The organism is Hwanghaeella sp., from assembly GCF_965227365.1.
Lineage (GTDB): Bacteria > Pseudomonadota > Alphaproteobacteria > UBA8366 > Aestuariispiraceae > Hwanghaeella.
On sequence record NZ_OZ245754.1, the window covers coordinates 3,098,759 to 3,123,263 of the forward strand.

Consider the following 24,505-nt stretch of genomic DNA (forward strand, 5'->3'; position numbering starts at 1 on the left):
CGTCACTTACCTGCCAGGCTTTCCATCACCTCGTCGGGGATGTCGAAATTGGCGAAGACATTCTGGACGTCATCATTATCGTCAAGATTGTCCATCAGCCGCAGAATGGATTCCGCCTTGTCCGCATCGACCGGAACGAGCGTCTGGGGCTTCCAGGCCAAGCGAACGCTTTCCGCCTCGCCAAACTTTCCTTCCAGTTCACCGGCCACCGCATGCAAGCTGTCAGACGCGCAAATGATTTCGTGCCCGTCTTCGCTGCTGCTGACGTCTTCGGCACCGGCCTCCAGTGCCGCTTCGAACATCGTGTCCGTATCCGCCACATCGGCGCCATACTGAATTTCGCCGACCTGGTCGAACATGAAGGAGACCGAATTGGTTTCTCCCATGCTGCCGCCCGCCTTGGAGAAGATCGCGCGAACGTCGGACGCGGAACGGTTTCTGTTATCGGTCAGCACATCGACGATAACCGCAATACCGCCGGGTCCGTAGCCTTCGTAGCGGATTTCCTCGTAATCGGTATCGTCGCCGCCGCCCGCGCCCTTTTGGATTGCGCGCTCGATATTGTCCTTGGGCATGCTGTTGGACTTGGCGGTGGCAATCGCCGCCCGCAAACGGGCATTCGCCGCCGGATCGGGGCCGCCCATTTTTGCCGCGACCATCACTTCCTTCGCCAATTTGGCGAACAGCGACGACCGCTTCTTATCCTGTGCACCTTTGCGGTGCATAATGTTTTTGAATTTGGAATGACCTGCCATTTCAACACCTTCGGCTTGGATCCGCGAAAAATCCGGGGTGGCAATTCGGGGATCCGTACGGACGGTCGGGCGGTACCCTGCCCGCCGGAACGGATTTCCCGGCCGCACCCGCGATCAGGATTGTGCCCGGGGTTGTAGTCGTCCCTGCCGGAATGTCGATACCAAACCGCCTGTTTCCCTGCTCATTCGCCGTGATTCTATGCCGCGTGACAACGCCGACTCGGAACAACGATCGGCACCTCCCCGTCGGAGACGCACCGTCCGTCGATACCCTATCTAGCCGGTGTTTATGGCTTTTTTTGGGCAGTCGTGCCCATTTCGGAAAATTTCGGCCCGATCGTGCCGATCAGGTCGAAGGCCAGGCCACCTGCAACTGGCCGCCAACCCGGATCGGCTGGATTTTAGAAGCCAGTCCGGTTGCCGGATCGGTATCGACGATAACGCCCGAAAGCGTCCCTTCGCCATCGGCAGGCGCCATCCGCGGGCGCGGCAGTTCGCCCAGGAATCGAGCGACAGAACTCGCCTTGTCCATGCCGATCACCGAATCGTAGTCGCCGCACATCCCCGCGTCGGTCTGGTACCCGGTGCCGCCCGGCAGAACCCGCGTGTCGGAGGTCGGGATATGCGTATGGGTCCCGACGACAAGACTGGCGCGACCATCAAGGAGATGGCCGATCGCGTTCTTCTCGCTCGTCGTTTCCGCGTGGACATCGACGACGACCGCGTCGAAACCCGCCTCAACAGGCAGCGATGCGGGAACGTGTTTTTCCAGGCTGGTGAACGGATTGTCGTACATGTCCATGAACAGGCGTCCGAGGACATTGACGACGAGGACCCGAAGGCCCTTCGCAGTTTCATACACACCGACACCACGCCCCGGCATACCGGGCTGAAAGTTGTCGGGCCTCAGCAAGCGCGGTTCATCATCGGCCCTGGAGAGGATATCGATGTTATCCCAGGAATGGTTGCCGCCCGTCACCACATCGACACCGGCATCGAACAACTCGTCACAAATCTTACCGGTGATGCCAAAACCATGCGCGGCGTTCTCGCCATTCGCGACGACGAAGTCCAAGTTCAACTGGTCGCGCAAACGCGGCACATTCGCCGTGACGACATCACGCCCGGCCTTCCCGACAATGTCTCCGCAAAAAAGAAACCGCATTCCAAACCTTTCAAGATCGGGCTCAACCGCCCAATCGTCTAAATCCGTATCGCTTCCCGTTCCGTCACGACCCAGTCGAGCGGCTGGTCCAGCCCATCGTGCGGCACATAGGCCACTTCCTGGCCGGCAAAAGCAACTCCGACAGCCATTACGGGCTTCACAGCGCGCAACCGCTCCAGGGTTCTATCGTAGAACCCGCCGCCATATCCCAAACGGAATCCGGCACGGTCAAAGGCCAGCATGGGCACCAACAGCAAGTCGGGCTCAACCTCCGGCGCTTCCGGCCTCGGCGCGCGCGTCCCGAACGCTTCTTCGATCATCGGGTCGCCCTCCCGCCAACGACGGAAAACAAGCGGACGATCCGTTCCCACGACGACCGGCAGGCAAATATCAACGCCGCATTTCAAAAAACCGGACAGCAATGGCCGCACATCGATTTCGCTGCCAATCGGCAGAAATCCGGATACCGCCGCGACGCCGTCCAACGGAATGGCATGCATCAGCGTGTCGGCCAAACAGGCCGCCGCATTCGGGCCGGCATTCCGCGCCGCCACCTTCCGTGCGGCGGATGCCGCCTTGCGGGCGGCCTTCTTTTGATCCTGCAGCTCCAACCGCATGCCCCGATCACTTCAAGAATAATCCACCGGCCCTTCGCAAAGACAGGGACCCGGCGGAAAAGAACAACCCCGACCGCCATCAATATCGGCAATCGGGGTCATCGAAACTTGCGGGACGCGGCCACCTCGGCCGTTCGCCGTAATGTACCCCTGGAGCCTGCAATGCAGGTGGGCGCCGTAGTACCGAGACCAGGATCCCGGCAGGGACAGCTCCCTAGAGGAATTTATAGCCCCCGGGACAACAATGGCGTGGCGCACCGCGCAGCGCGCGCCCCAACTGCATTAGTTAGGCATCCGCGAGTTTCTCGGCAACCGTTTCCAGTCGCATCGCCAAAGATTCCAGTATTTCGAGCTCACCGTCATCGGCTTCGGTCGCCGGTGCGGCCTTTGCTGGCGCCGATTGCGACATCGATTCCAGTTCGGCCCGCAGCGATTTGATTTCTTCGAAACAGTCCGACAATTCATCGGAAATGAGCAGCCCGGCCATGACCAAGAGCCTGGCGTCTCCCAACTGTCCCATCGACGCGGACAGTTCCCCGACCCGCTTGTCGAGATAGGCCGCCAGACTGTGGAGGTGTTCTTCCTGCCCGTCGTCGCAAGCCACCGAATAATTGCGACCATTCACGATGATATCGACTTGGGCCATTTTTCAATCCGTTCAATTAGGTAGGGCCGCCAAACCATTGGCGGGGACTCTCTATTAGCAGGTGGTAAAGGCTACGTCAGGTCCTATGCCTTCTCCAGGACCTTGTTCAGTTTCGCGATCGCCTTGTCGAGACGCGCGCCCAGATCCGTATTGCGCTTCACTTGATCCTGAACCTGCGTGGACAGTTGATCCCGCTCTTTCCTGACTGCATTCAATTCACCCTGAAGGGCGTGTGCTTCCGCATCATCATGCTGTCCGGCGCGCGCGATCCGTTGTTCGGCCGCCGATTCCAACCCGGCCACCGCCGCTTCCAGACGCCGCAGCACCTTCTCCCGGTCACTCATCAAATACTCCGTATCGGAAGGCGCATACGCCTGCCGCCGATCCAAGGTTTTCGAACGAACTCAAAGGGCAAGAAGAAACCCTTCGCAATTTGAGTCAAATTTTGCAGATGCGCCATGGAGCGTCAACCGATCCGCCCACCCCATAACCTCAACCTTAAGGTGACGGCAGGAATCGCCGGACCCTGGGAAATGCAATCCGTTCAAGGCGTAGCGCTATTGACCTAACAGAGTTGCATAGGCATGTTTCGCGCGCCTTGCAAAGGGCGGATGTCTAGACCGCCCCACGCATCTACGGCGGCGTCGGTCGGTTCCACGATCGGAACCGTCAAAGCATAGCCCGAATCCCAACGGATAGAACTGAGCAGCAATGACCGCCATCAAACACAGCGACATGGCCAATGCAATCCGCGCGCTTTCCATGGACGCCATTCAAAAGGCCAACTCCGGCCACCCTGGAATGCCGATGGGCATGGCCGACGTCGCCACCGTTCTTTTCACCAAGTTTCTGAAATTCGACGCGTCGAAACCGGATTGGCCCGATCGCGATAGATTCGTCCTGAGCGCCGGACATGGATCGATGCTGCTGTACTCGATCCTGCATCTGACCGGCTACAAGGATATGAGCTTGGCGCAGATCAAGAATTTCCGCCAGTTCGGATCGAAGACCGCGGGCCACCCGGAATACGGTCACGCCGCCGGCATCGAAACCACGACCGGACCGCTCGGCCAAGGCCTCGCCAATGCGGTCGGCATGGCTCTGGCCGAACGCATGGCCGAGGCGCGTCACGGCAAACAGCTGGTCGACCATTATACCTACGTGATCGCCGGTGACGGCTGCCTCATGGAGGGAATCAGCCACGAGGCGATTTCCCTGGCCGGTCATCTCGGCCTCGGCAAACTGATCGTGCTGTTCGACGACAACCACATTTCCATCGACGGCCCGACCGAATTGACGGTTTCCGACGATCAGTTGAAACGGTTCCAGGCCAGCGGCTGGGATACGCAGGCCGTTGACGGCCACGATCCGGAAGCGGTTGAGAAAGCGATCTCCGCCGCGCAGAAGACGAATACGCCTTCCCTCATCGCCTGCCGCACCGTGATCGGTTACGGCGCGCCGACCAAGGCCGGTTCGGCCTCTACCCATGGCGCACCATTGGGGAACGAGGAAATTGCAGGCGCTCGCGAGAAACTGGGCTGGGATGCCAAACCCTTCGTCATCCCGAAAGACATCCTGAAAGCCTGGCGCGATGCCGGTAAGCGGGGTGAGAAGCCGCGCAAAGCCTGGGAAGGTCGGCTGAAGAAGAAGAACGTCGAAGACCGCCGCGCCTTCAATGACTTTATCAAGACGGATCTGCCCGAAGACTTCGATAAGATCGTCGCCAGCTACAAGAAGGAACTCTCAAAGGCCGCGCCGACAATCGCGACCCGGGCGGCCAGCCAAAAGGCTCTTGAAGTTCTGACCGCGGCCGTGCCGTCGATGGTTGGCGGATCCGCTGATCTGACCGGTTCCAACTTGACGCAGACAGGTATCATGCCGCCCGTCACCGCCAAGGATGCATCCGGCCGCTACATCTTCTACGGCGTGCGCGAGCACGGGATGGCCGCCGCGATGAATGGCATTGCGCTGCATGGCGGCTTTATTCCCTATGGCGGCACCTTCCTGGTCTTCACCGATTACTGCCGTCCGTCCATCCGGCTTTCGGCCCTGATGGAACAGCGTGTCATCTATGTAATGACCCACGATTCCATCGGTCTCGGCGAAGACGGCCCCACGCACCAGCCGGTAGAGCATGTGGCCAGCCTGCGTGCCATGCCGAATGTCACCGTACTTCGCCCCTGCGATGCCGTGGAAACCACGGAAGCGTGGCAGATCGCGTTGGAAAACAAGACCGGCCCGAGCGTGCTGGCGCTTTCCCGCCAGGGCCTGCCGACGTTGCGGACCAAGCATTCGGCCAGGAACCTGTCCGCCAAGGGTGGGTATGTCCTGCAGGAAGCCGAAGTCGGGCCGCGTCAGGTCACGCTGATGGCGACCGGATCGGAAGTGTCGCTCGCTGCCGAAGCCCGCGCCATTCTGGAAAAGAAGAAGATCGGCACCGCCGTCGTCTCAATGCCCAGCCTGGACCTGTTCGCCAAGCAATCGGCCAAGTACCAGGACAGCGTGCTCGGGGAAAACGCGGTTCGTGTCGCCGTCGAAGCGGGTGTCCGTCAAAGTTGGGATCAATGGCTCTGCCCGGACGGTGCTTTTGTCGGTATGGATAGCTTCGGCGCTTCGGCGCCTGCGGGCGAGTTGTACGAACACTTCGGCATTACCGCCGATGCGGTCGTTAAACAGGCGGTTGGAATTTTGAAGGCGCGCAGCAAGCGCGACAAATAAGAGAGGACTAAGCAAAATGGCTGTACGTGTTGCGATCAATGGTTTCGGCCGGATCGGCCGTCTGGTTCTGCGGGCCGCTATGGAAGCCGGCCGCAAAGACATCGAGTTCGTGGCGATCAACGATCTGGGCTCGGTCGAAGCGAACGCGCATCTGCTGAAGTATGACACCGTCCACGGCATCTTTCCGGGCAAGGTTAAGTCCGGCAAGGATTGGATGGACCTCGGCGCAGGCAAGATCAAGGTGACCGCCATCCGCAATCCGGCGGAACTGCCCTGGGAAGAGCTGGGCATCGATATCGCCCTGGAATGCACCGGTATCTTCGCCTCCAAGGAAAAGGCCTCCGCCCATCTGGAAGCCGGCGCAAAACGCGTCCTGGTCTCCGCCCCTTGCACGGATGCAGACAACACCATCGTCTATGGCGTTAACGAAAAAACGTTGAAGAAGACGCACAAGATCGTCTCCAACGCGTCCTGCACCACCAATTGCCTGGCCCCGGTCGCGGCGGTCCTGAACAAGGCGATCGGTATCGAGCGCGGCTTCATGACGACGATCCACGCCTTCACGGGCGACCAGCCGTCGGTCGACACGCTGCACAAGGACCTGCGTCGGGCCCGCGCCGCGAGTGAGTCGATGATCCCGACCTCCACCGGTGCTGCCAAGGCGGTCGGCCTCGTGCTGCCGGAACTGAAGGGCAAGCTGGACGGAACCTCAGTCCGTGTGCCGACGGCCAACGTCTCCCTGATCGACTTGAAATTCGACGCCAAGAAGGCGACGGATGTCGAGACGGTCAACAATGCCATCAAGGAAGCCGCCAAGAAGGGTCCGTTGAAGGGCATTCTCGGCATCAACGACGAACCGTTGGTGTCCAGCGACTTCAACCACAACCCGGCGAGTTCGACCTTCGACCTGACCCAGACGCAGGTCATCGACGGCACGCTGGTCCGCGTTCTCAGCTGGTACGATAACGAATGGGGCTTCTCCAACCGCATGTCCGACACGGCCGTCGCCATGGGCAAGCTGCGTTAAGCAAGGTTCAAATCCCGCGATTTTCGCAGGATAGCATTTCAGGGTCGGCCCTTTCGGGCCGGCCCTTTTTCGTTTCCCGGCCGAATGTCCTCCTGCCACCCCTCCGGCCCCTGCCCTGCGATCCCTCTTGGCGCAGGCACCGAATTGTGCGTGAATACCGCACCTTTGACCTGGGAGTGGGCGTGCGGGTGAGGAAAAAATGTGCCGTTGGCTGACCTTTCGCGGTGATCCCACTTTTCTCGAAGAACTGCTTTTCGTTCCGGAGTATTCGCTGATCCATCAGTCATTGCGTGCCAGACAAGGCGCGACCACGACCAATGGCGACGGCTTTGGCGTCGGCTGGTATGGAGAACGGGAGGAACCGGGACTGTTCCGGGAGGTCCTGCCGGCCTGGAACGACAGCAATTTGCGGGCGCTTGCCCACCAGATCCGCTCACACCTGTTCTTCGCCCATGTCCGCGCCTCGACCGGAACGGAAACGATGCGGGCGAATTGCCACCCCTTCGTGGTCGGACGCTGGATGTTCATGCATAACGGCCAGATCGGTCAGTACGAAAAACTGCGCCGCATCATCGACAACGCCCTGCCCGATGAGCTTTACGTCCACCGCCAGGGCACAACGGATAGCGAAGCGGTCTTCCTGCATCTGTTGGCGAACGGCGTCGAAGTCGATCCGCAAGGGGCGATGGAGGCCACGATCAGCCGGATCGAAGAGATTGCCGAAGTAACAGGGTTGGACAGCCCCTTCCGCATGACCACGGCGTTTTCGGACGGTCAGCGCCTGTATGCCGCGCGGTACTCCAGCGACCCGAACCCGCCCAGCCTGTATTATCGGCAGGACGATATCGGCACGCTGGTGGTGTCCGAACCTTTCGGCGCCGATGAAGAAGGCTGGCAGCCGGTCGGTCCGAACACATTCCTGCTCTGCGATCCTGACGGCAATGTCAGGGTCCAGCCGCTCAAGGTCTAGGCAACGGATACGGTCTTAGAAAATCCCGTCCAACTGACAATTGATTGTAATTTCCGCCTGAGAGAGCGTGTTCGGCATTTCCATTGCGTCCAGCGTGACTTTCGCAAGGTCTTCCGGCTGGGTCATTGCGGCCAGAGCGTGACTGTTCCCTGCTGCCGCCGCGCCCATATCGGTCGCAACAAGGCCGGGACAGATCGCGGTGGCACGGATCCCGTCATCCCATCCCTCGTGACGCAAAGCATGGGCAAGACCCACCGCCGCGAATTTGGAAATGGAATAAAGGCCCGAACCGGCGGACTTCACGCGTTTCCCCGACAGCGAGCCGAGAACAACGACCCGCCCTTGCCCGGAAACCTTGAGCGCGTCCCAGGCCGCTGCGGCCAGTCGGCGCGGCGCATGGACGTTGACTTCGAACAGATGCAGGACGCGGTCGTCGTCTCCGGTCACGATACTGGCGGGGTCGTAAATCCCTGCACAAGCGACAATCGCGTCAATCCGGCCCTGCCGCGCCAGGACGCCGGCAACCCAGTCCCCTTCTCCGCCTTTCGCCGCGTCATAGGAAACGACCTCCCCATCCCCGGGCGCGATGCCTAGTTTCTGTGCGGAAGAATCCCGCGCGCCGATTGAGACGAACCAGTTCCGGGCGATCGCCTCGTCCGCGATCTTGCGGCCAATGCCACGGGTGCCGCCGGTCAGCAGCATCACCTTCCTGTCCATCAATTTTCTCCTGTCGATTTTCCGCTATGGCTGTCGATCGAGTGGAAGACCGGCACCCGGCCTCTTGCGGCAAGTATGAAGGCGGGTCAGTCTTTATCAATATGGGGATCGACCAAACGGTCCGACCGGGGAGGATAGAAAAATGCCGATACAATCACTGGACCATGTCAATGTCAGGACCGCGAACCTGGAAAGGATGATCGCCTGGTACCGGGACATTCTGGGTTTGACCTTGGGCCCGCGCCCGAACTTTTCCTTCGGCGGCGCCTGGCTTTATGCCGGGGACGTCGCGATCGTGCATCTGGTCGAGGTCAGCGACCAACCCGGGATGGCCGAGCAGTTGCAATTGGAGCATTTCGCCCTGGCCGGCACGGACAAGGATGGGTTCATCGACAAGCTGGAAGCGAACGGCATTCCCAGCCGCTTGAACACGCTGACGGATTTCGGCATCACCCAGGTCAATATTCACGACCCGGACGGCAACCATATCCACGTGGATTTCCGCGATTGATCACCCGGCGGACTGCATCATCAGCGACCTCAGGATAAGTGCCGCTGCAATATTGATCAGCGGGATCGCGTAAGGGATGAAGGCGGCCCGCTGCGCGCCGCCCTTGTGATACATCCAACTCGCCGTCAGGCAGACCGCGATGGTAAAGGGTATGGCCGCGATCGCCAGAGACATCGCGAAGAAAAGCCCCTCGGAAGTGCCCTCGGCGGGCGTCAGTTTCAGGGCGACCAGGGCCGATGGCAAAGAAGCCAGCATCAGCAACCCATACAGTACGGATAGTCCCCAGTGCCAGGGACGGTACCGCCGCATGTCCAACACGCCACCGACCGAGTTTTTCTCTGAACCGCTCATACTTCTCTTCCATGCTGCGCAGGCGCGCGGTTTTCACACCCCGCCCCCGCCCGGTCAAGCCGGAGGGGGTCGACAAAGTCCCCTGATGGCGGCGTTTCTCTGGCCCTAAAGCGTTGAAAACCGACCTTTCCCTGTGTAGACGATACACCGTCTGCTGCTGGGGCCTTGTGCAAGGCGTTCCGTGGCGGGAGGGGATATCGCAAACAATCGGGCGAACCGGGCCAGCCAACGATTTGGTAGCCGACCGGCGCGCCGGAATTCAGCTAAGGGGTGGCGTTGCCATGAAGATTACGCAGAAAGTCAAAAAGATCCTCGCCAATTATGAGAGCGACAATCCGGGCACGAAGAGGAACCTGGCCAGCATCCTGATGCATGGCCGCCTGGGCGGCACCGGCCGCATGGTCATCCTGCCGGTCGACCAGGGCTGGGAACACGGCCCCGCCCGCAGCTTTGCCCCGAACCCCGATGCCTATGATCCCCACTACCACTATCAGATCGCCGTCGATGCCGGCTTGAACGCCTATGCCGCGCCGCTCGGCCAGTTGGAAGCGGGCGCCGATACATTCGCAGGCGCGATCCCCACGATCCTGAAAGTCAACTCCTCCAATTCCTGGGCGACGTCCAAGGACCAAGCCATCACCGGTTCCGTCGGCGATGCGTTGCGTCTGGGCTGTGCCGCCATCGGCTTCACGATCTATCCGGGATCCGATCAGGCCTTCGACCTGATCGAGGAAATCCGCGAAATGTCCGAAGAAGCGAAGGCCTACGGCATCGCGACCGTGATCTGGTCCTATCCGCGCGGCGGCGACCTCAGCAAGGACGGGGAAACGGCATTGGATGTCTGCGCCTATGCAGCCCACATGGCCGCCCAGCTCGGCGCCCACATCATCAAGGTGAAGCCGCCGACGGCCCATCTGGAACAGCCGGAAGCCAAGAAGGTCTACGAGAAGGAAAAGATCGACATTTCGACGCTGGCGAAACGCGTCGAGCATGTCATGCAGTCCTCCTTCAACGGCCGTCGCCTGGTCGTCTTCTCGGGCGGTGCCGCCAAGGGCCTGGACGATGTTTTCAACGAAATCCGCGAACTGCGCGACGGTGGGGCGAACGGCTCCATCATCGGCCGCAACACCTTCCAGCGTCCGCGTGAGGATGCTTTGAAGATGCTTGATACGATCATCAAGATCTATCAGGGCAAGGCCTAACGCCTTGGCTGCCGGCTCTTCCTCTCAGGAAACCGAAGGGCCGGCCTGCCGGCTTTATCTGATCACGCCGCCGAGTTTCGACTTGGCGGCGTTTTCGGAACAGCTCGCTGCTGCCCTGGACGCAGGCGACGTCGCCTGTCTGCAGTTGCGCCTGAAAGGCACGGACGAAGCCTCCGTCCAAGATGATGAAATTCGCCGGGCGGTTCAGACCCTGATGCCGATCGCGCATCAGCGGGACGTCGCCTTCATTCTAAACGACCGGCCGGACCTTGCCGCCGAACTGGGCTGCGACGGCGTTCATGTCGGGCGCGAGGACGGCGATTACAAATCGGCCCGCGCGGCGGTCGGACCGGACGCCATCGTGGGGACGACCTGTCACAATTCCCGCCATCTCGCCATGGTCGACGCGGAAGCCGGGGCCGATTATGTCGCGTTCGGCGCCTTTTTCCCAACTGGCACTAAACAGGTTCAGCATCAGGCGGAGATCGAGACGCTGGAAATCTGGTCGGAAACGATGGAAGTCCCGTGCGTCGCCATCGGCGGCATCACGGCGGAAAACTGTGCGCCCCTGGTCAGGGCTGGCGCCGACTTTCTGGCCGTCGTCGGCGCCGTCTGGAACCACCCGGACGGAAGTGCCGCCGGAGTCCAGGCCATGAATGCAGCAATCGAAGACGCGTTCCGAAATTAGCGCTGCTTCAGTTTGCCGCCGGCGTCTCGGCGCCTTTTTCAACAACGGCAAGCGGGAAGAACGGATCGCCGTAGAATTTGATCACCGGCACCTGCGGCACCGTGGTCTGTTTTGACTCCATTTCCACCTCCCGACGAACATAGCCGCCCAATTCCGTGAGGTAGATGATCGCATCACCGTCGAAATCCGCGGCCCCATGCAGACCGTCCAAGGCATTCGACGTGAACAGACCGTGTCCTTGACCGGGGGGATAGTCCTTGCCGTCACTGTCATGGGCAAGCCCCCGGGCACTTGCCAGAATGAATCGACCGGAATCATGGGCGACACGTTCCACCACGGACCGGGACATCACTTGACGCTGGTCGGCATTCAGCGCCTTGAATGACCCGGCATAACATGTATCCAGGATCAGGATCAGGTTTTCGGATTCGATCTTGCCCAACTCGCTCATGATCTCCGTCTGGCTCAAACCTTCCCTGCGGAAGAGATCCCGGACAGCGGAATCGCCGAACTGTTGGCCGGCGCTAGCCTCCGCCAGGACATCGCCTCCCCGCGCGCCCAGATCGTGGGGGGCAAAGGCGTAGTTTCCATCGACCACATCCCCGTGACCGGAAAAGAAGACAATGACGGTGTCGATCGTCTTCGACTCTTCAGCCAGTGTCTGCAGACCTTTCAGAATGCGATCCTTCGTGGCGTTTTCATCGACCAGCACGGTCGTCTGCGACTTCGCGTAGAGACCGCCCTTGCGCACGGTTTCGGCAAAAGCGGCGGCGATCCCGAAAGCGTCGTTGCTGGCGATCCCCTTTTGCAGGTCGAACATATCGACGGCGTAATCGGAAACGCCAACGGCGAATACTCTGATCGTCTTGTCGGAGACCTTGGCACCGGTGTCTCCCTCGACAACCAGTGTCAGCGGTTCGGACTGCACGAGGTTCTCGGCATCGTAGACACTGACAGTAATCGTGTTGGAGCCCGTCAGAAGCGGGACGCGGTAGCGCATGAGGATTGCGTCCTTCTGCTCGACGATGCCGGTCCGCCGCAATGTCAGGAGTGCGCCGTTGCGGCGAATCTCGACCTTCCCGAACCGCCTGCCGTGATCTTCGATTTTGAGAATGAACTCCAACATCGACCGGTCGCGCATGTGTTCCGGCAGGGTCGCCCGCAATGTCCGCGTTGCCGTGCTGCGGGTGCCGGCCACCGCCGCAACGGGTTCCGGCGTGGTGCAGCCGGCTGCCCCACCGACTTCATTGATCCCGCACGCCTCGACGATCTCGATGGGCGGCGGCACGTTCTTGTCGATGACGTCCGCGATGTTTGGCGCGCCGCCAGTCCCGGTGGAAGCGGCCAAGGTCGGCAGTTCGGGATCCAACGCGTAAGCGACCAGATCCGGCCGGTAATACTTCTTGTACAATCGGTCTATCGGCAGAAATTCGGGCGCATCCTTGTATCCGCGGTTTCGATGATAGCCGATCAATTGCGCACCACTGGACGACGTTCCGTCCTTGTCCTTTGCCTCGGCACTGTGGTCGAAATAGCCCTCGGGCGTCCATGACACCCAATGCCTTGCGTCACGGGTCGCAAAGAAAGACTTCAGCAATTTTCCGTCAGTGGCGGACCGCCATTGGATGATGCCATTACCCAGGAACGCGGCGACCACCGAACCATTCGCGGACGGGGCGACGACCCAGGCGGGCGCGGGCACGGGCACCCGCCAGGTTTCCGTCAGCGTGTCGGGCGCCAGGCGGCGAAGATAATGGTTCGACCCTACATAGACCTCCGTCCCTGTCGGTGAGGCGATGATGTCCAATGCCCTCTCCCCTTGTCGAAGAGGAACGATCCGGCCATCCACGCTGGCCGAAGCGAGTGCGACATCCAGGTCGAGAACATGTTTTCCGGCATTGCGCGACGCTTCGTGAAAGGTCTCCAATCCCTCCGAAACTCCCTCCAGCGAGGCGCGTTTCGCATCGAACAGAACCCGTTGGCTTGCCGACGGGCCGGGATAGAAGGCAACGCTCGATCCGTCTTCGTTCACAGCTGGACGACGCGCGGCCCCGCCCCGGAAGCTTCCCCCCTCGGCCCTTACGACGAAACGCAGGATCGGTTGTCCTCCACCTTTCACATCCAGGACGCCCCAATCGCCGGCGGTGGAGGTGAAGAGCAGGGTATCCCCTCCCCCCGCGGCAGGCACCGAAACGATATCGACAAGCGGCGCTTCGACGCCCGCCTCGGCCAAATCGAATTCGGCGCGCTGGCCGCCCTTGACGTTCATGACGCGAACCAACTGCCGGGTCACGACGACACCGTTTTGGAGGAGGCCTTCCTGGTCCGACACCGCATACATGATCTTGTCGTCTTGCCCCCAGGCGGCATTCGCCAATCCCGTCCCCGCCGCGGCGTCAATCGATATGCGCCCTTCCCGGGCCTGGTTGGTCGTCGGTATCAGCAGGATTTCCGGACTTGCACGATGGGTTACCGCAACCAGGTCCGCGCCGCGCGCCGGCGCCAGCCGCCAGGGCTTTCCGCCTGCAGGCAAGGCGGCGTCGACATCCACCGCCCCGGTCGAGACTATATAGGCCCGCAACCTGCCGCTTGCACCGAGCGCCAACAGCCGCCCGTCCGGTAGAAAAGCGATATCGACGATGCCTTCCGGAAAGTCGGAGTCCTTCACGACGGGTTCTCCGCGCCCGAGTTGGAAAACCCGGACGCCGGCCCCGCCGCCGCTCAACCCCACGGCCAGATACTTACCGTCACCCGAGAACTCCAAATCGACGACCGGCGACGGCAGCCCGGTAAGCACCCCCTTGACCGTCAAGTCGGCCGCGGACATCACGCGGACGAACGTCTTGCCGTCCGCCCAGTCCCATCCGGCGCGACCGGCGACGGCGAGGAAACGGTCGCTTTCGGCAATCGCGTACAGCGCGCCCTCGTCGCTCGGGCCAATCGCCCCCCGGACAACGTCCAGCAACGCCCCGTCGTCGAGCCGCCAGACACGAAGGCTTTGATCGTCGGAGATCGTGAAAACGCGGGCGCCATCCCGCGAGACCAGCACCCGGTTGGCGGATGCGGTATGACCGACGCCGTTCAAGACAAGGATCGGTTCGGTCGGAAGCTCCGGTAGGGTTTCAGCCCGAACAGTGGGAAAGCTGACCGCGACGAGCGTAGCAAGCGCGGCACCCGTTAACGTCCGTCCCAAACCTGACCACCGTGACATGCGACACACGACTTTCCTCTGCCGTCAGCCGTCCAATGAGAAGGCTGTGCTCTCTTCCTGTTCCGCGGTTTGGGTCAGGCGATCCAGTTCGATCCGCTTTTCCCGCCCCTCATACAGAACGGCAACAGTCCGCGTCTCCGTATCCGCGTCGCTGGAAACCGACCGGGTCACCGAGGCCAGGGACAGCCCGGATCCCTGTTGCTGTGCGCTGACCACAGGCGCCGTTCCTTCATAACCGGACAGAAATTGAGTGGCGACAAATCCATTGGCACCGTTGGCTAATTGGATGGGGGTCCAGCCATTCTGATCGGGTCCCGTGCGAAGCGCGGCCGTGCCGCCCTCAAGCAATCCAATCTTTGCGCTGGTCGTGCTCGGCTCCGCCCGAACATTCAGATTCGTGCTGGCGACGACCATGTCCTCAGCCGAAGCGGGTTCGGACACAGCCGGTGCATCGGGATTGTTCCAATCCGATTGTTCCGCCGCCTTGGCACGGGCCAACAGGGCGGAAGCTTCCGCATTGTCTTCGGAAATGGTCTCTACGGCCGTGACGAATTCCTGATGGCGCTCGTCGATCTTGCCGGCGATCGCCTTCACCACGACGATATCGTCCGCATACCGCCTTTTCTCCACATCGAGCATGCCCTGGGCCTGTTCCCTGGAAAGCTGGCCGGCCCCGAATTGCTGTTTGATGGTCGCTACCCTGGCAAGACGGCAATCGCGGACCCGATTGAAGGCCGCGAGCGCCCGGACGATTTCCCCGGTTTCATACTGCGCGTCCTGATAGACGGTGTTGCCCAGAGCGGTTCGGTCAGAAGACTCCTTCTGCCGCGCCGCCAGGTAACCGCCGCCCGCGCCGGCCGCCGCCCCGACCGCAGCCCCAGCCAACGCACCGTCTCCACCGCCCAGGATGCCACCGAGAATTGCACCGCCGACGGCGCCGATCACGGCGCCCTGAATGATGCTGCGCTCGAAGTATCCCTGCGATTCCCGAAGCGCCGTGCTCTGCTCGGCACAGGCGTCGTCCTTGGACACCTGCTGAATGCCAAGGTCGTTCGACAGGCCTTCCACGGTCTGGCAGGCGGAAGTCAGCAACGTCGTGCCGAGGCAAGCCGCGCTGATCAGCTTACGGGCGGTCATCTTTCGGCCCGACCGCGCCAGTGGATAGGATATTCCGAGGCCCCGGCTCGTCACATGCCGCACATCAAAATATGTCATCGATTTGTCCCTGTCTCGTCCAGGATCCGACCGGAATTCAGTCGGTATCCGCGCAGCGACCGCTTCGGGACTCGCTCCCGAGATCGGTCCTGTTTTTGCTGACCGCGTTTCGAACAGACCATACTGCCGAGAGGTACTTGGATACAATACGATCCTATGCATGACCGGTCGATGATTGCATCCTTAAGGTTACATGGAGAAGAGATTTAGGTGGCGGGCTGCAGTCATCGGCGCATCGAGAGAAAGCCGGCGCGGCGGAAGAAGATAGCGCCGGAACCACCCTCATCTATCGGGTTTTCGATCGTAAACCCCGAAACGCTGCCGATAGAGATGGGGCGAAATACCGGTGTATTTCTGAAAGACCTTTCGAAAGGCCGCCGTATCCTGATAGCCGACCTGCCAAGCGATCCGATCGACCGACCGGTTCGTCAATTCGAGCGTTTCGCGAGCCTTCGCAATGCGAAGCTGTTGCAGGTATTCCGTCGGCCTATGTCCGGTCGCACGAGCAAATCGGCGCAGAAACGTGCGTTCCGTCAGACCGACGCCGGCCGCCAGTTCCTTGACCGAATGCGGTTCTGTGACCGAAGCCTGAAGGTGGTGCTGTGATTTTAGGATCACTTCATCACCATGATCGAATCGGGGAAGGAAATGCCGGAACGGCTGCTGGCTTTTGCGCGGCGGATCGATCAGCAGGAATTGGGACGTGGCCAGCATCGCGCTGGGCCCCATGAACCGTTCGACCAGCGTCAGCCCCAGATCGGCCCAGGCAAGAATGCCGCCGGCCGTCATGATGTCACCATCGTCCAGAACGATATTCTCTTCCGCAACGTCAATTGACGGGAACCGTTCACCCAACTCGGCGGCAAATGCCCAATGGGTCGTCACCCTGCGACCGTCCAGCAAGCCGCTTTCCGCCAAGACGAAGGCACCGGCGCAGACAGAACATACCCTGCTGCCCGCCGCATGCCGATCACTCAGCCATTTGGCCGCCAGGGTCATCGGCTTCATATCCTCGGGCATGATGATGCTTGGCGGCGCGATGACATAGTCGAGACGGTGCGCCAGACCTGCGTGGCTATCCCAAACGCAGACGGGCTCACCCTTGCTGCCGTCGACAGACGATTCCTCCGCCTGCCAATGCGATACCCGGATGGCAGGCCGGGGACCTTTCTTGTCTGGGTCCCGGACCGACCACTCGCCGGCGATGCGAAAAAGATCCGTCAGCCCATATACCGCCGCCAATTGGCAATCCGGATAAATCAGCACGCCGATCTCGGCCAGAATATCGCTCTGCGCAACCATTTGTCAGTTTTGACCCTTCAATTGTCATTTCCGCCACGCGCCAGTTCATCTCGTCCCCCTTAGATTTGTCCACAAGAAATCGAAGCACCCCGACCGGGGGAAAGGACAAAGATGGTTTACCGAACTGACAGTAACGGCCCGACGCCGAACCGGCGGGAAGTCCTGAGCACAGGCGCCGCCGCCCTCGCCCTCGCCGCCGTCCCTTTTCCGGCCTTTTCAACATCGCAATCGCAAGACTTGACTGAAGGAGACAATATTATGAGCACGTTCACCGCCAAAGACGGCACCAATATCTTCTACAAGGACTGGGGTCCGAAAACCGCACAGCCGATCGTCTTCCACCACGGCTGGCCGTTGAGTGCCGACGATTGGGACAGCCAGATGCTGTTCTTCCTGTCCCAGGGTTATCGCGTCATCGCGTTCGATCGGCGCGGCCATGGCAGATCGGACCAAACGGATACCGGCAACGACATGGACACCTATGCGTCCGATACGGCGGACCTTGTTCGCCACCTGGATCTGAACAACGCGGTTCACATCGGCCATTCGACCGGCGGCGGGGTCGTCGCCCGTTATGTCGCCCGCGAAGAACCGGGTCGCGTCGCAAAGGCCGCCCTTCTGGGCGCGGTGCCGCCGGTCATGGTTCAATCCGCCAGCAATCCGGACGGTGTTCCGACCGAGGTCTTCGATGGATTGCGGGCGGCATTGGTCGCGAACCGGGCGCAGTTCTATCTGGATATCCCCTCCGGTCCGTTCTACGGCTTCAATCGCGAGGGTTCGGAGGTCAGCCAAGGCCTGATCCAGAATTGGTGGCGGCAAGGCATGCAGGGGGGCGCCAAGGCGCATTACGACAGCATCGCCGCCTTCTCGGAAACCGACTTCACGGAAGACCTGAAGGCGATCACGGTCCCGACCCTGGTGTTGCACGGTTCCGACGACCAGATCGTGCCGATCGCGAATTCCGCCGACAAGGCCATCAAATTGCTGAAGAACGGCACACAGAAAACCTATGAGGGCCTGTCGCACGGTTTCTTCGCGACACATCCCGACCTGGTCAATGCCGATCTGCTGGCCTTTATCGAAAGCTGACGCGTGTCGGCAAAACGCAGAACGCCGGACCCGAACCATCGGGACCGGCGTTCCTCTTTGGCGGAAATGAAGCTCCCGCCCAATGCCACTATGCCCTTACAGCGCCGGCAGCGGCGGCAGATCCTGACCGAACCATTTTTGCGACATGGTATTCAGGTCACCGCCCAGTTTCTTGTGGAGAATGAACACGTTGACCCATTGCAACAGATCGAAACTTCCCTTCTTCACGCCGATGAAACAGGGAGAATCCTTGATGATGAATTTCGTCTGGATGGGTTTGTCCGCGTTCTTGGCGGAGAAATCAGCGGCCACGACGCTGCCCGTCACCAGGACATCGACCTGTCCGGATGCATAAGCCGACAAGGTCGCTGCGTTATCGCCGAATCGGATGATCTCGGCGTCCGCCGGCGCCATCTTGGTCAATTCCAGATCTTCCAGCGACCCGCCGGTCAGCCCGATCTTCTTCCCGGAAAGGTCCGCAGGCGAGTTGATCGTCATCCCTGGCGCAGCAAAAGCACCGGAGAAAAACGGCGCATAGGCACTCGAAAACCAGATCGACTTCGCGCGACCGGGATTGGCCCCCATCGATGAAATCACCAGATCGACACGATCCGTTTCCAGGAAGGGGATCCGCTGCTTCGAGGTAACAGGCACAAGTTCGAGTTCCACGCCGAGGTCTTCGGCAATCAACTTCGCGACGTCGACGTCGTAGCCTTCGTGTTCACCGCTGGCGCCTAGCGCGCCGAAGGGCGGGAAATTTTCTGGAACGGCGATCTTGATCTTGCCTGACGAAAGAATGTCGGCGAGGTCGGCCATTGCCGGCTGGGCGATCATGACGGACGCCGTGGCAGCGGCCAGGGCAAACGTTTTCTTTAAGGATCCAAACATGAGGCACTCCTGTTTCTTTGGTTTGAGTTGACGGTTATGCGGTGATGACTTTCGGCCCCTTCGAATAACTTCCCAGCCGCCGTTCCAAGACGAGGGCGAACCGGGACAGGGGAAAGCACAGGCTGAAATAGATCAGGGCCATCAAGGGATAGATTACGAAGGGCTCCGTCCCGTCGACCGGGGCATTTGCCCAGCGCTTTCCCAGGTTCATAAGGTCGTGAAACCCGATGATGTAAGCGAGCGACGTTCCCTTGATGATCTGCACGCTGAATCCGACCGTCGGTGCGAGCGCGAGGCGCACCGCCTGCGGCAGGACGATGGTCCGCAGGATCGGCAGGAATCGCATGCCGAGGGCGTAGCCGCCTTCCCACTGGCCTTTGGGTATGGCCTGGATAGCACCGCGCCAGACTTCTGAAAGATAAGCGCTGGCGTAAAGCGTCAACGAGATGATCGCGGAAACCCACGGATTGACGTCTTGTCCCAGCAGACGCGGCACACCCAACCCGGATAGGAACAGCAGCATCAGCAGCGGAATTGACTGAAACAACCAGATGTATCCGGAAGCAAACCTTTCCCACCCCGGTTTACCGGAGATGCGCGCCAACGCGATCGCCGCGCCAATCAATCCACCGCCGACAAAGGCAATCAGCGAGAGATAGATCGTGTATTGGGTCGCCTCGAGAAGCTGGAAGATCACAATGCCGAAGGGCTGGCCCAACAGGGCGACGAATAATTCCTTCATCACCGTCCCTTCCATCCAAAACAGCGCCGGTCGATCGCGAGCATGCATCCCTTGAAGAAGAGCGCGATTGCGACATAGGCGACGGTGAGCGTGATAAAGACCTCGAAAGACCGGAACGTCCGGCTGTCGATGAAGACCCCGGCATGGGTCAAGTCCTCAACACCGATTTCCGAGATCACCCCCGTTGTCAGGAACAGAAAGATGAACTGACTGGTCAGCGAGGGATAAACGTTCGCAAAGACCTGCGGAAAGATCACTTTGGTGAAGCGAAGATGCGGCTTGAGCCCAAGCGCTGTAGCGGCCTCGACTTGTCCTTTCGGAATGGCGACCAGCCCGGCGCGCAGGATTTCTGCGAAATAGGCCGAGAAATTGAGAGTCAAACCCAGTGCTGCATGGGCCCAGAACGGCCATTGATAACCGAGCAAGAGCGGCAGGCCGAACGCAACGAAGAAGAGCTGCACGATCAAAGGCGTGTTTCTGATGACCTCAACATAGGCGGCGGCGACATGCTTCAGGACAGGAATTTCGGCATAGCGCGAGACTGCGAGAAGCGATGCCGCGATCAGGCCGATCGACGCTGCCCCAACCGACAGGGCGATGCTGAGATAGGCGCCTTCCGCCAAACGCCAAAGAAAATCGGCGTTGCGATAGATCTCGAAAAACCGCAGATCGAACATCATATGCCCCCGGTTCACCGCCCCGCCCCACTCCACCGACGCGTGCAGTGCAACAAACGATAACCGAGATTGAAAAAATTTTTTCAGTGCGTCAATTATTAAAAAAATGATATCAGTATTGCCGGACACAAAACCGGGAGGCTACGAAGGGTCGGAAAGCATGGACGCATGACAAGAAAAACAAATCCGCCGCCCCCTTCAAAGAATGCGCTGGATACCGGTACGCATACGGCGCTGGAAAAGGCCGTTCGCGCGCAATACGCCTCCCTGCCGGTAAGCGAGCGGCGGATCGCGGATTTCATCCTGGAATTTCCGGGCGAGGTTGCGGCCTATACCGCGACAGAACTGGCCGAGATGTCCAACGGGTCAAATGCGGCGGTTACCCGGTTGATCAAAAGGCTGGGCTTCACGAACTATGATGAAGCCCGACGCGCCGCCCGCGATGCCCAGACCTGGGGCTCTCCACTCTACTTGATGCAACAAGCGCATCAGCCGAAAGACTTCGCAGGGCGCGTTCAATTTCATATCGATCAAGACGCCCAAAACATTACAACAACTTTGCATTCGCTTTCACCTGACTCGTTCCGATCGATCGTCGATGCGATCTGCACTGCAAAACGGGTTGTCTGCATCGGATGGCGAAACAGTTACTTCCTGGCCGCTTATCTTCACTGGCAAATCGTTCAGGTCAGAAAGCACGTATCACTCCTGCCAAATGCGGGTATGACCTTGGCCGAGGATATATCCATGCTGGGAGAAGATGATCTTTTGATCTGTGTCGGCATGCGTCGCCGCGTCCCACAGGTCGAGAAGGTCATTGAAGCGGCCGACAAGCAGCAGGCCAAAATACTGTACATCACCGACCGAACCGCGGGGGGCTTATCCGCCGCCACATGGACGATCCCCTGTTCGGTTCGGGGCGCGGAACCGTTCGATCGATACAGTGCGGCCCTGTCGCTCCTTCATTTCATCAGCGTAGCCGTTGTCGAAAAGATGGGAGAGCCCGGACGCAAACATCTTCAATCGATTGAACAGTTGCACGACACGATCGATGAAATGGAATAACCCCTTCCCTCGAATGAAGCGGCGACGCCATCGAATGGAAGGCGGCAACACAGGAGCATTATCTTCGTGACCGAACGGACCTACTACGCCCATCGCGGCGGCATGCCGGGCCAAACCACCAAACTGACCGGTCAGGCAGTTTTCAAAACGGCTTATGCCTTCATTCCCAAAGGGGTCATGACGGATATCGTCACAAGCAACCTGCCTTTCTGGCGCGATACGCGGGCCTGGATCATTTCCCGCCCGATGACCGGCTTCGCGGAGAGTTTCTCCCAATACATCCTGGAAGTGTTGCCGGGCGGCGGCAGCGACCGCCCGGAAACGGAGGAAGGCACGGAACACGGGCTGTTCATCACGGCCGGCGAAATCGTGCTGACCGTGGACGGAACGAAGCATCAGCTGACTTCCGGCGGCTTCGCCTTTATTCCCTGCACGGCGGAATGGTCGTTGAAGAACGAAGGCAGCGAGCCCCTATGCTTTCATTGGATCCGCAAAGCCTATGAATGGGTGGACGGGTTGGATGCGCCGGAATTCCACACTGCCAGCGACCGTGAGAAGGACCCCTCGCCCATGCCGCCGGGGCATGAAGGCTGGATGACGACCCGCATGATCGACCCGACTGATATCCGGCACGACATGAACATCAACATCGTCACCTTCCTGCCAGGTACGGTCATTCCGTTCGAAGAAACCCATGTAAACGAACATGGGCTCTATGTTCTGGAAGGCGGTGGTGTGTATGAACTGAACCAGGACTGGGTCGAGGTCGAAGCCGGCGATTACATGTGGCTGCGTGCTTTCTGTCCGCAATCCTGCTATGCGCGCGGTCCGGGGCCGTTTCGCTATCTGCTTTATAAGAACGTAAACCGCCATATGCCGCTTAAGCTCTGATCATGGAACACGCCCCCCTGAAAGCCGAACCGATTTCGGCGGAGCTGTTTTATCCCTTCGGCGATGTTTTCGATGCCGAAGGCAGCCCGGACATGATCATCAACGCCGGTCGCTGCGGCCGGCATCACGACCGGGTGCGGCTTGAATTCGACGGCGGTCGCGCCGGCATCAGCCTGTTCCGCACCCGCGCCGTCGAGATCCCTTATCCGATCACGGTGATGGAACGCCATCCCCTCGGCGCGCAGGCCTTCATCCCCATGTCGGAAGATCCGTTCCTGGTCGTGGTAGCCGAGGACGATGACGGGAAGCCGGGAATTCTTCACGCCTTCATAACGCAACCGCGCCAGGGCGTCAGCTATTTGCCGAACACCTGGCACGCGCCGCTTATCGCGCTGCGGGACGATGCCGTCTTCGCCGTCGTCGATCGGATTGGATCCGGAAATAATCTTCAGGAATTCAGTTACGACACACCGGTGTCTGTGCAGCCCTAGAACCGCTCCTCCCCACGTTCCCGGAAAGCGTCGGGAAAATCTCTGTAAAGTGCAAAGAAGACATCCTGAACCTTCGAATTCACCGCATAGTGGAAACTTTCCACCGGATCGGTCCGGCTCGCCACTGAAGAAAAAGCCTGGTCCATCTGGGTCATATCCTCGAATTCCAGCAGGATATTCCATTCCGGCAGATTGGGATGGCCGAGCCCCAGCTTGCGGCGGGTCAGCCGGTAATTGGCCAACGCCCCTTCCTCACAGAGATGCTGAAGATAGGCATGGGCCGCATCGGCGAATTCGGTATCGTCGACACCCGGCTTCAGATTGCACCAGACGTGATAGATATCCATGGCGGCCTTCCGTCCTTTCCGCGTGATTTAATCAGCTCAGCTTTCCTGGTCCACCGGCGCCCAAAGCACGTCCTTTATATCATCCGCGCCGCAGGCGAGCATGACCAGCCTGTCGAAACCCAATGCGATACCGCTGGCGGGCGGCATCTGCGCGACCGCGTCCAGAAAGTCTTCATCGACCGGATAACGTTCCCCGTAGAGGTCTTCCTTCAGGTCCATATCCGCCTCGAACCGGCGCCGCTGTTCGTCCGCATCCGTCAACTCACCGAAAGCGTTGGCCAGTTCCAAGCCGCAAACATAGACCTCGAACCGTTCCGCGAGCGACGGGTCTTCCGGCTTGGGGCGCGACAGGGCCGCCATGTGGACCGGATAATCCGTCAGGATCGTCGGCGCCGGATGGCCCAATTCCGGTTCGATCTTCTCAGCGAAAATCCTGAAAAAGACATCGTCCCAAGTGTCACCGTCGGCGGTTCTCACGCCGATATGCTCCGCTTCCCCGCGCAAACCGTCGGCCCCCGGCATGGTGCCGGCCGCACTCGCTTCCCGCGTCGCCGGTAGGTCGATGCCGCAATAGTATTTGAAGGCCTCATCCACCGTGATGACCTGCCAATAGGCATGCGGGTCGCTTTCCCTGCCGCGGAAGCGATAGGGAGAACCCTTGGGCGCGCAGGCACGTAGCAGATCGATGCAGTCCTGCATCAGAACCCGGTATCCCTCGCCGGCACGATACCATTCGATCATCCTGAATTCCGGCTGGTGGGTACCCGCCCCCTCCGCGTTCCGAAAAACCGGGCACAACTGCCAGATTTTTTCCATGCCGCCGGCCAACAACTTTTTCATCGAGAATTCGGGGCTGGTGTGGAGATAACGCCGCAAGGACGGACCGCCGCCGCGACCCGGCGGCAGCATTACGGTCTCGAAGGCGGCGAGATGAGGTTCCAATCCCGGACTGACCTGTAGGGCGGGTGTTTCGACCTCGGTAAAGCCGGCCTCTTCAAAGAAACACCAAATAGCGTTCCGAACCGCCGCCCGGCGGCGCAGGTTGGGCAGACGCGCCGCAACGGCTTCCGGCGACCACCATCGGCCGGTCTGGAATTGTTGATTCATGCTCTATCGGCCCAATCGTCCGTTCTCTTGCCTGCCCCGACAGTTGCTTGCTGGGGGCCCTGGTGATAGGAAAGCGCCGCAATTCGGCGGATCCCCCACGATTCCATGTTTAG

Annotated in this window: 25 protein-coding genes and 1 other RNA gene; 10 read left to right on the forward strand and 16 right to left on the reverse strand. The window is 60.2% G+C overall.

Going from position 1 to position 24,505, the window contains the following annotated elements; genetic code table 11:
• Nucleotides 1-2: 2 nt before the first annotated feature.
• The 6 genes from ACQK2G_RS14190 to ACQK2G_RS14215 all read right to left on the reverse strand — a co-directional run bounded on the left by ACQK2G_RS14190 (nt 3) and on the right by ACQK2G_RS14215 (nt 3,527).
• Nucleotides 3-755: a YebC/PmpR family DNA-binding transcriptional regulator gene (locus tag ACQK2G_RS14190; RefSeq protein WP_425405691.1), complete on the reverse strand. Its 753-nt coding sequence runs from the start codon at nt 753-755 to the stop codon at nt 3-5.
• Nucleotides 756-1,101: 346 nt separating this feature from the next.
• Entirely contained in the window at nt 1,102-1,920 is an 819-nt protein-coding gene (locus ACQK2G_RS14195) for a TIGR00282 family metallophosphoesterase (RefSeq protein ID WP_425405692.1), read from the reverse strand.
• 38 nt (nt 1,921-1,958) lie between these two features.
• Entirely contained in the window at nt 1,959-2,537 is a 579-nt protein-coding gene (locus ACQK2G_RS14200) for a 5-formyltetrahydrofolate cyclo-ligase (RefSeq protein ID WP_425405693.1), read from the reverse strand.
• Between the two features lie 115 nt (nt 2,538-2,652).
• A non-coding RNA gene (gene ssrS, locus ACQK2G_RS14205) (6S RNA) lies at nt 2,653-2,808 on the reverse strand.
• 15 nt (nt 2,809-2,823) lie between these two features.
• Nucleotides 2,824-3,183: a cell division protein ZapA gene (locus tag ACQK2G_RS14210; protein WP_425405694.1), complete on the reverse strand. Its 360-nt coding sequence runs from the start codon at nt 3,181-3,183 to the stop codon at nt 2,824-2,826.
• Between the two features lie 83 nt (nt 3,184-3,266).
• Complete coding sequence (locus ACQK2G_RS14215; protein WP_425405695.1) at nt 3,267-3,527, reverse strand: hypothetical protein; 261 nt, start codon at nt 3,525-3,527, stop codon at nt 3,267-3,269.
• A 367-nt stretch (nt 3,528-3,894) separates the two neighbouring features.
• Between ACQK2G_RS14215 and tkt the strand changes: the two genes are divergently transcribed.
• The 3 genes from tkt to ACQK2G_RS14230 all read left to right on the forward strand — a co-directional run bounded on the left by tkt (nt 3,895) and on the right by ACQK2G_RS14230 (nt 7,898).
• Nucleotides 3,895-5,901 (forward strand): transketolase, encoded by a 2,007-nt coding sequence (gene tkt, locus ACQK2G_RS14220; protein WP_425405696.1) that lies wholly within the window; start codon nt 3,895-3,897, stop codon nt 5,899-5,901.
• A 16-nt stretch (nt 5,902-5,917) separates the two neighbouring features.
• On the forward strand, nt 5,918-6,928 hold the full coding sequence (gene gap, locus ACQK2G_RS14225; RefSeq protein ID WP_425405697.1) for a type I glyceraldehyde-3-phosphate dehydrogenase: 1,011 nt from the start codon (nt 5,918-5,920) through the stop codon (nt 6,926-6,928).
• A 199-nt stretch (nt 6,929-7,127) separates the two neighbouring features.
• Nucleotides 7,128-7,898, forward strand: coding sequence for a class II glutamine amidotransferase (locus ACQK2G_RS14230; RefSeq protein ID WP_425405698.1), 771 nt, complete (start codon nt 7,128-7,130; stop codon nt 7,896-7,898).
• Between the two features lie 15 nt (nt 7,899-7,913).
• Here ACQK2G_RS14230 and ACQK2G_RS14235 read toward each other — a convergent pair whose 3' ends face one another.
• Nucleotides 7,914-8,615 (reverse strand): SDR family NAD(P)-dependent oxidoreductase, encoded by a 702-nt coding sequence (locus ACQK2G_RS14235; protein ID WP_425405699.1) that lies wholly within the window; start codon nt 8,613-8,615, stop codon nt 7,914-7,916.
• Nucleotides 8,616-8,757: 142 nt separating this feature from the next.
• Here ACQK2G_RS14235 and ACQK2G_RS14240 point away from each other — a divergent pair, with 142 nt between their 5' ends.
• The gene (locus ACQK2G_RS14240) at nt 8,758-9,126 is read left to right on the forward strand and encodes a VOC family protein (RefSeq protein ID WP_425405700.1); all 369 of its coding nucleotides are present in this window, start codon (nt 8,758-8,760) and stop codon (nt 9,124-9,126) included.
• On the opposite strand, the gene ACQK2G_RS14245 is transcribed toward ACQK2G_RS14240, so the two are convergent.
• Nucleotides 9,127-9,477 carry a hypothetical protein gene (locus ACQK2G_RS14245; RefSeq protein WP_425405701.1) on the reverse strand — a complete coding sequence of 117 codons (351 nt, stop codon included), beginning with the start codon at nt 9,475-9,477 and terminating at the stop codon, nt 9,127-9,129.
• Between the two features lie 281 nt (nt 9,478-9,758).
• Here ACQK2G_RS14245 and ACQK2G_RS14250 point away from each other — a divergent pair, with 281 nt between their 5' ends.
• Both ACQK2G_RS14250 and thiE read left to right on the forward strand, forming a co-directional pair.
• Nucleotides 9,759-10,679 (forward strand): class I fructose-bisphosphate aldolase, encoded by a 921-nt coding sequence (locus ACQK2G_RS14250; RefSeq protein WP_425405702.1) that lies wholly within the window; start codon nt 9,759-9,761, stop codon nt 10,677-10,679.
• 4 nt (nt 10,680-10,683) lie between these two features.
• Nucleotides 10,684-11,367 (forward strand): thiamine phosphate synthase, encoded by a 684-nt coding sequence (gene thiE / locus ACQK2G_RS14255; RefSeq protein WP_425405703.1) that lies wholly within the window; start codon nt 10,684-10,686, stop codon nt 11,365-11,367.
• 7 nt (nt 11,368-11,374) lie between these two features.
• Here the strand turns inward: thiE and ACQK2G_RS14260 are convergent, their stop codons facing one another.
• From ACQK2G_RS14260 to ACQK2G_RS14270, 3 genes are all read right to left on the reverse strand, one after another.
• Nucleotides 11,375-14,578: a caspase family protein gene (locus ACQK2G_RS14260; protein WP_425405704.1), complete on the reverse strand. Its 3,204-nt coding sequence runs from the start codon at nt 14,576-14,578 to the stop codon at nt 11,375-11,377.
• Between the two features lie 24 nt (nt 14,579-14,602).
• Complete coding sequence (locus ACQK2G_RS14265) at nt 14,603-15,793, reverse strand: SH3 domain-containing protein (protein ID WP_425405705.1); 1,191 nt, start codon at nt 15,791-15,793, stop codon at nt 14,603-14,605.
• 282 nt (nt 15,794-16,075) lie between these two features.
• Nucleotides 16,076-17,095: a GlxA family transcriptional regulator gene (locus ACQK2G_RS14270; protein ID WP_425405706.1), complete on the reverse strand. Its 1,020-nt coding sequence runs from the start codon at nt 17,093-17,095 to the stop codon at nt 16,076-16,078.
• A gap of 258 nt (nt 17,096-17,353) precedes the next feature.
• On the opposite strand from ACQK2G_RS14270, the gene ACQK2G_RS14275 reads away from it, so the two are divergent.
• Complete coding sequence (locus ACQK2G_RS14275; protein ID WP_425405707.1) at nt 17,354-18,184, forward strand: alpha/beta fold hydrolase; 831 nt, start codon at nt 17,354-17,356, stop codon at nt 18,182-18,184.
• 96 nt (nt 18,185-18,280) lie between these two features.
• Here the strand turns inward: ACQK2G_RS14275 and ACQK2G_RS14280 are convergent, their stop codons facing one another.
• Genes ACQK2G_RS14280 through ACQK2G_RS14290 form a run of 3 tightly spaced genes read right to left on the reverse strand, consistent with a single transcriptional unit; the run spans nt 18,281 to nt 20,494 of the window.
• On the reverse strand, nt 18,281-19,072 hold the full coding sequence (locus ACQK2G_RS14280) for a transporter substrate-binding domain-containing protein (protein ID WP_425405708.1): 792 nt from the start codon (nt 19,070-19,072) through the stop codon (nt 18,281-18,283).
• Between the two features lie 34 nt (nt 19,073-19,106).
• Nucleotides 19,107-19,814 (reverse strand): amino acid ABC transporter permease, encoded by a 708-nt coding sequence (locus tag ACQK2G_RS14285; RefSeq protein WP_425407648.1) that lies wholly within the window; start codon nt 19,812-19,814, stop codon nt 19,107-19,109.
• Nucleotides 19,814-20,494, reverse strand: coding sequence for an amino acid ABC transporter permease (locus ACQK2G_RS14290; protein WP_425405709.1), 681 nt, complete (start codon nt 20,492-20,494; stop codon nt 19,814-19,816). Before ACQK2G_RS14290 ends, ACQK2G_RS14285 begins: the two co-directional genes overlap by 1 nt.
• 165 nt (nt 20,495-20,659) lie before the next feature.
• Here ACQK2G_RS14290 and ACQK2G_RS14295 point away from each other — a divergent pair, with 165 nt between their 5' ends.
• The 3 genes from ACQK2G_RS14295 to ACQK2G_RS14305 all read left to right on the forward strand — a co-directional run bounded on the left by ACQK2G_RS14295 (nt 20,660) and on the right by ACQK2G_RS14305 (nt 22,938).
• Nucleotides 20,660-21,556, forward strand: a complete 897-nt coding sequence (locus ACQK2G_RS14295; RefSeq protein ID WP_425405710.1) for a MurR/RpiR family transcriptional regulator — start codon at nt 20,660-20,662, stop codon at nt 21,554-21,556.
• A 66-nt stretch (nt 21,557-21,622) separates the two neighbouring features.
• Complete coding sequence (locus tag ACQK2G_RS14300; protein WP_425405711.1) at nt 21,623-22,447, forward strand: bifunctional allantoicase/(S)-ureidoglycine aminohydrolase; 825 nt, start codon at nt 21,623-21,625, stop codon at nt 22,445-22,447.
• Nucleotides 22,448-22,449: 2 nt separating this feature from the next.
• Nucleotides 22,450-22,938, forward strand: coding sequence for an ureidoglycolate lyase (locus tag ACQK2G_RS14305; RefSeq protein WP_425405712.1), 489 nt, complete (start codon nt 22,450-22,452; stop codon nt 22,936-22,938).
• On the opposite strand, the gene ACQK2G_RS14310 is transcribed toward ACQK2G_RS14305, so the two are convergent.
• Nucleotides 22,935-23,285 carry a DUF6614 family protein gene (locus ACQK2G_RS14310; RefSeq protein WP_425405713.1) on the reverse strand — a complete coding sequence of 117 codons (351 nt, stop codon included), beginning with the start codon at nt 23,283-23,285 and terminating at the stop codon, nt 22,935-22,937. The two genes, ACQK2G_RS14305 and ACQK2G_RS14310, sit on opposite strands and share 4 nt — an antisense overlap.
• A 36-nt stretch (nt 23,286-23,321) precedes the next feature.
• Nucleotides 23,322-24,392: an EF-P lysine aminoacylase EpmA gene (gene epmA / locus ACQK2G_RS14315; RefSeq protein WP_425405714.1), complete on the reverse strand. Its 1,071-nt coding sequence runs from the start codon at nt 24,390-24,392 to the stop codon at nt 23,322-23,324.
• Between the last annotated feature and the right edge of the window lie 113 nt (nt 24,393-24,505).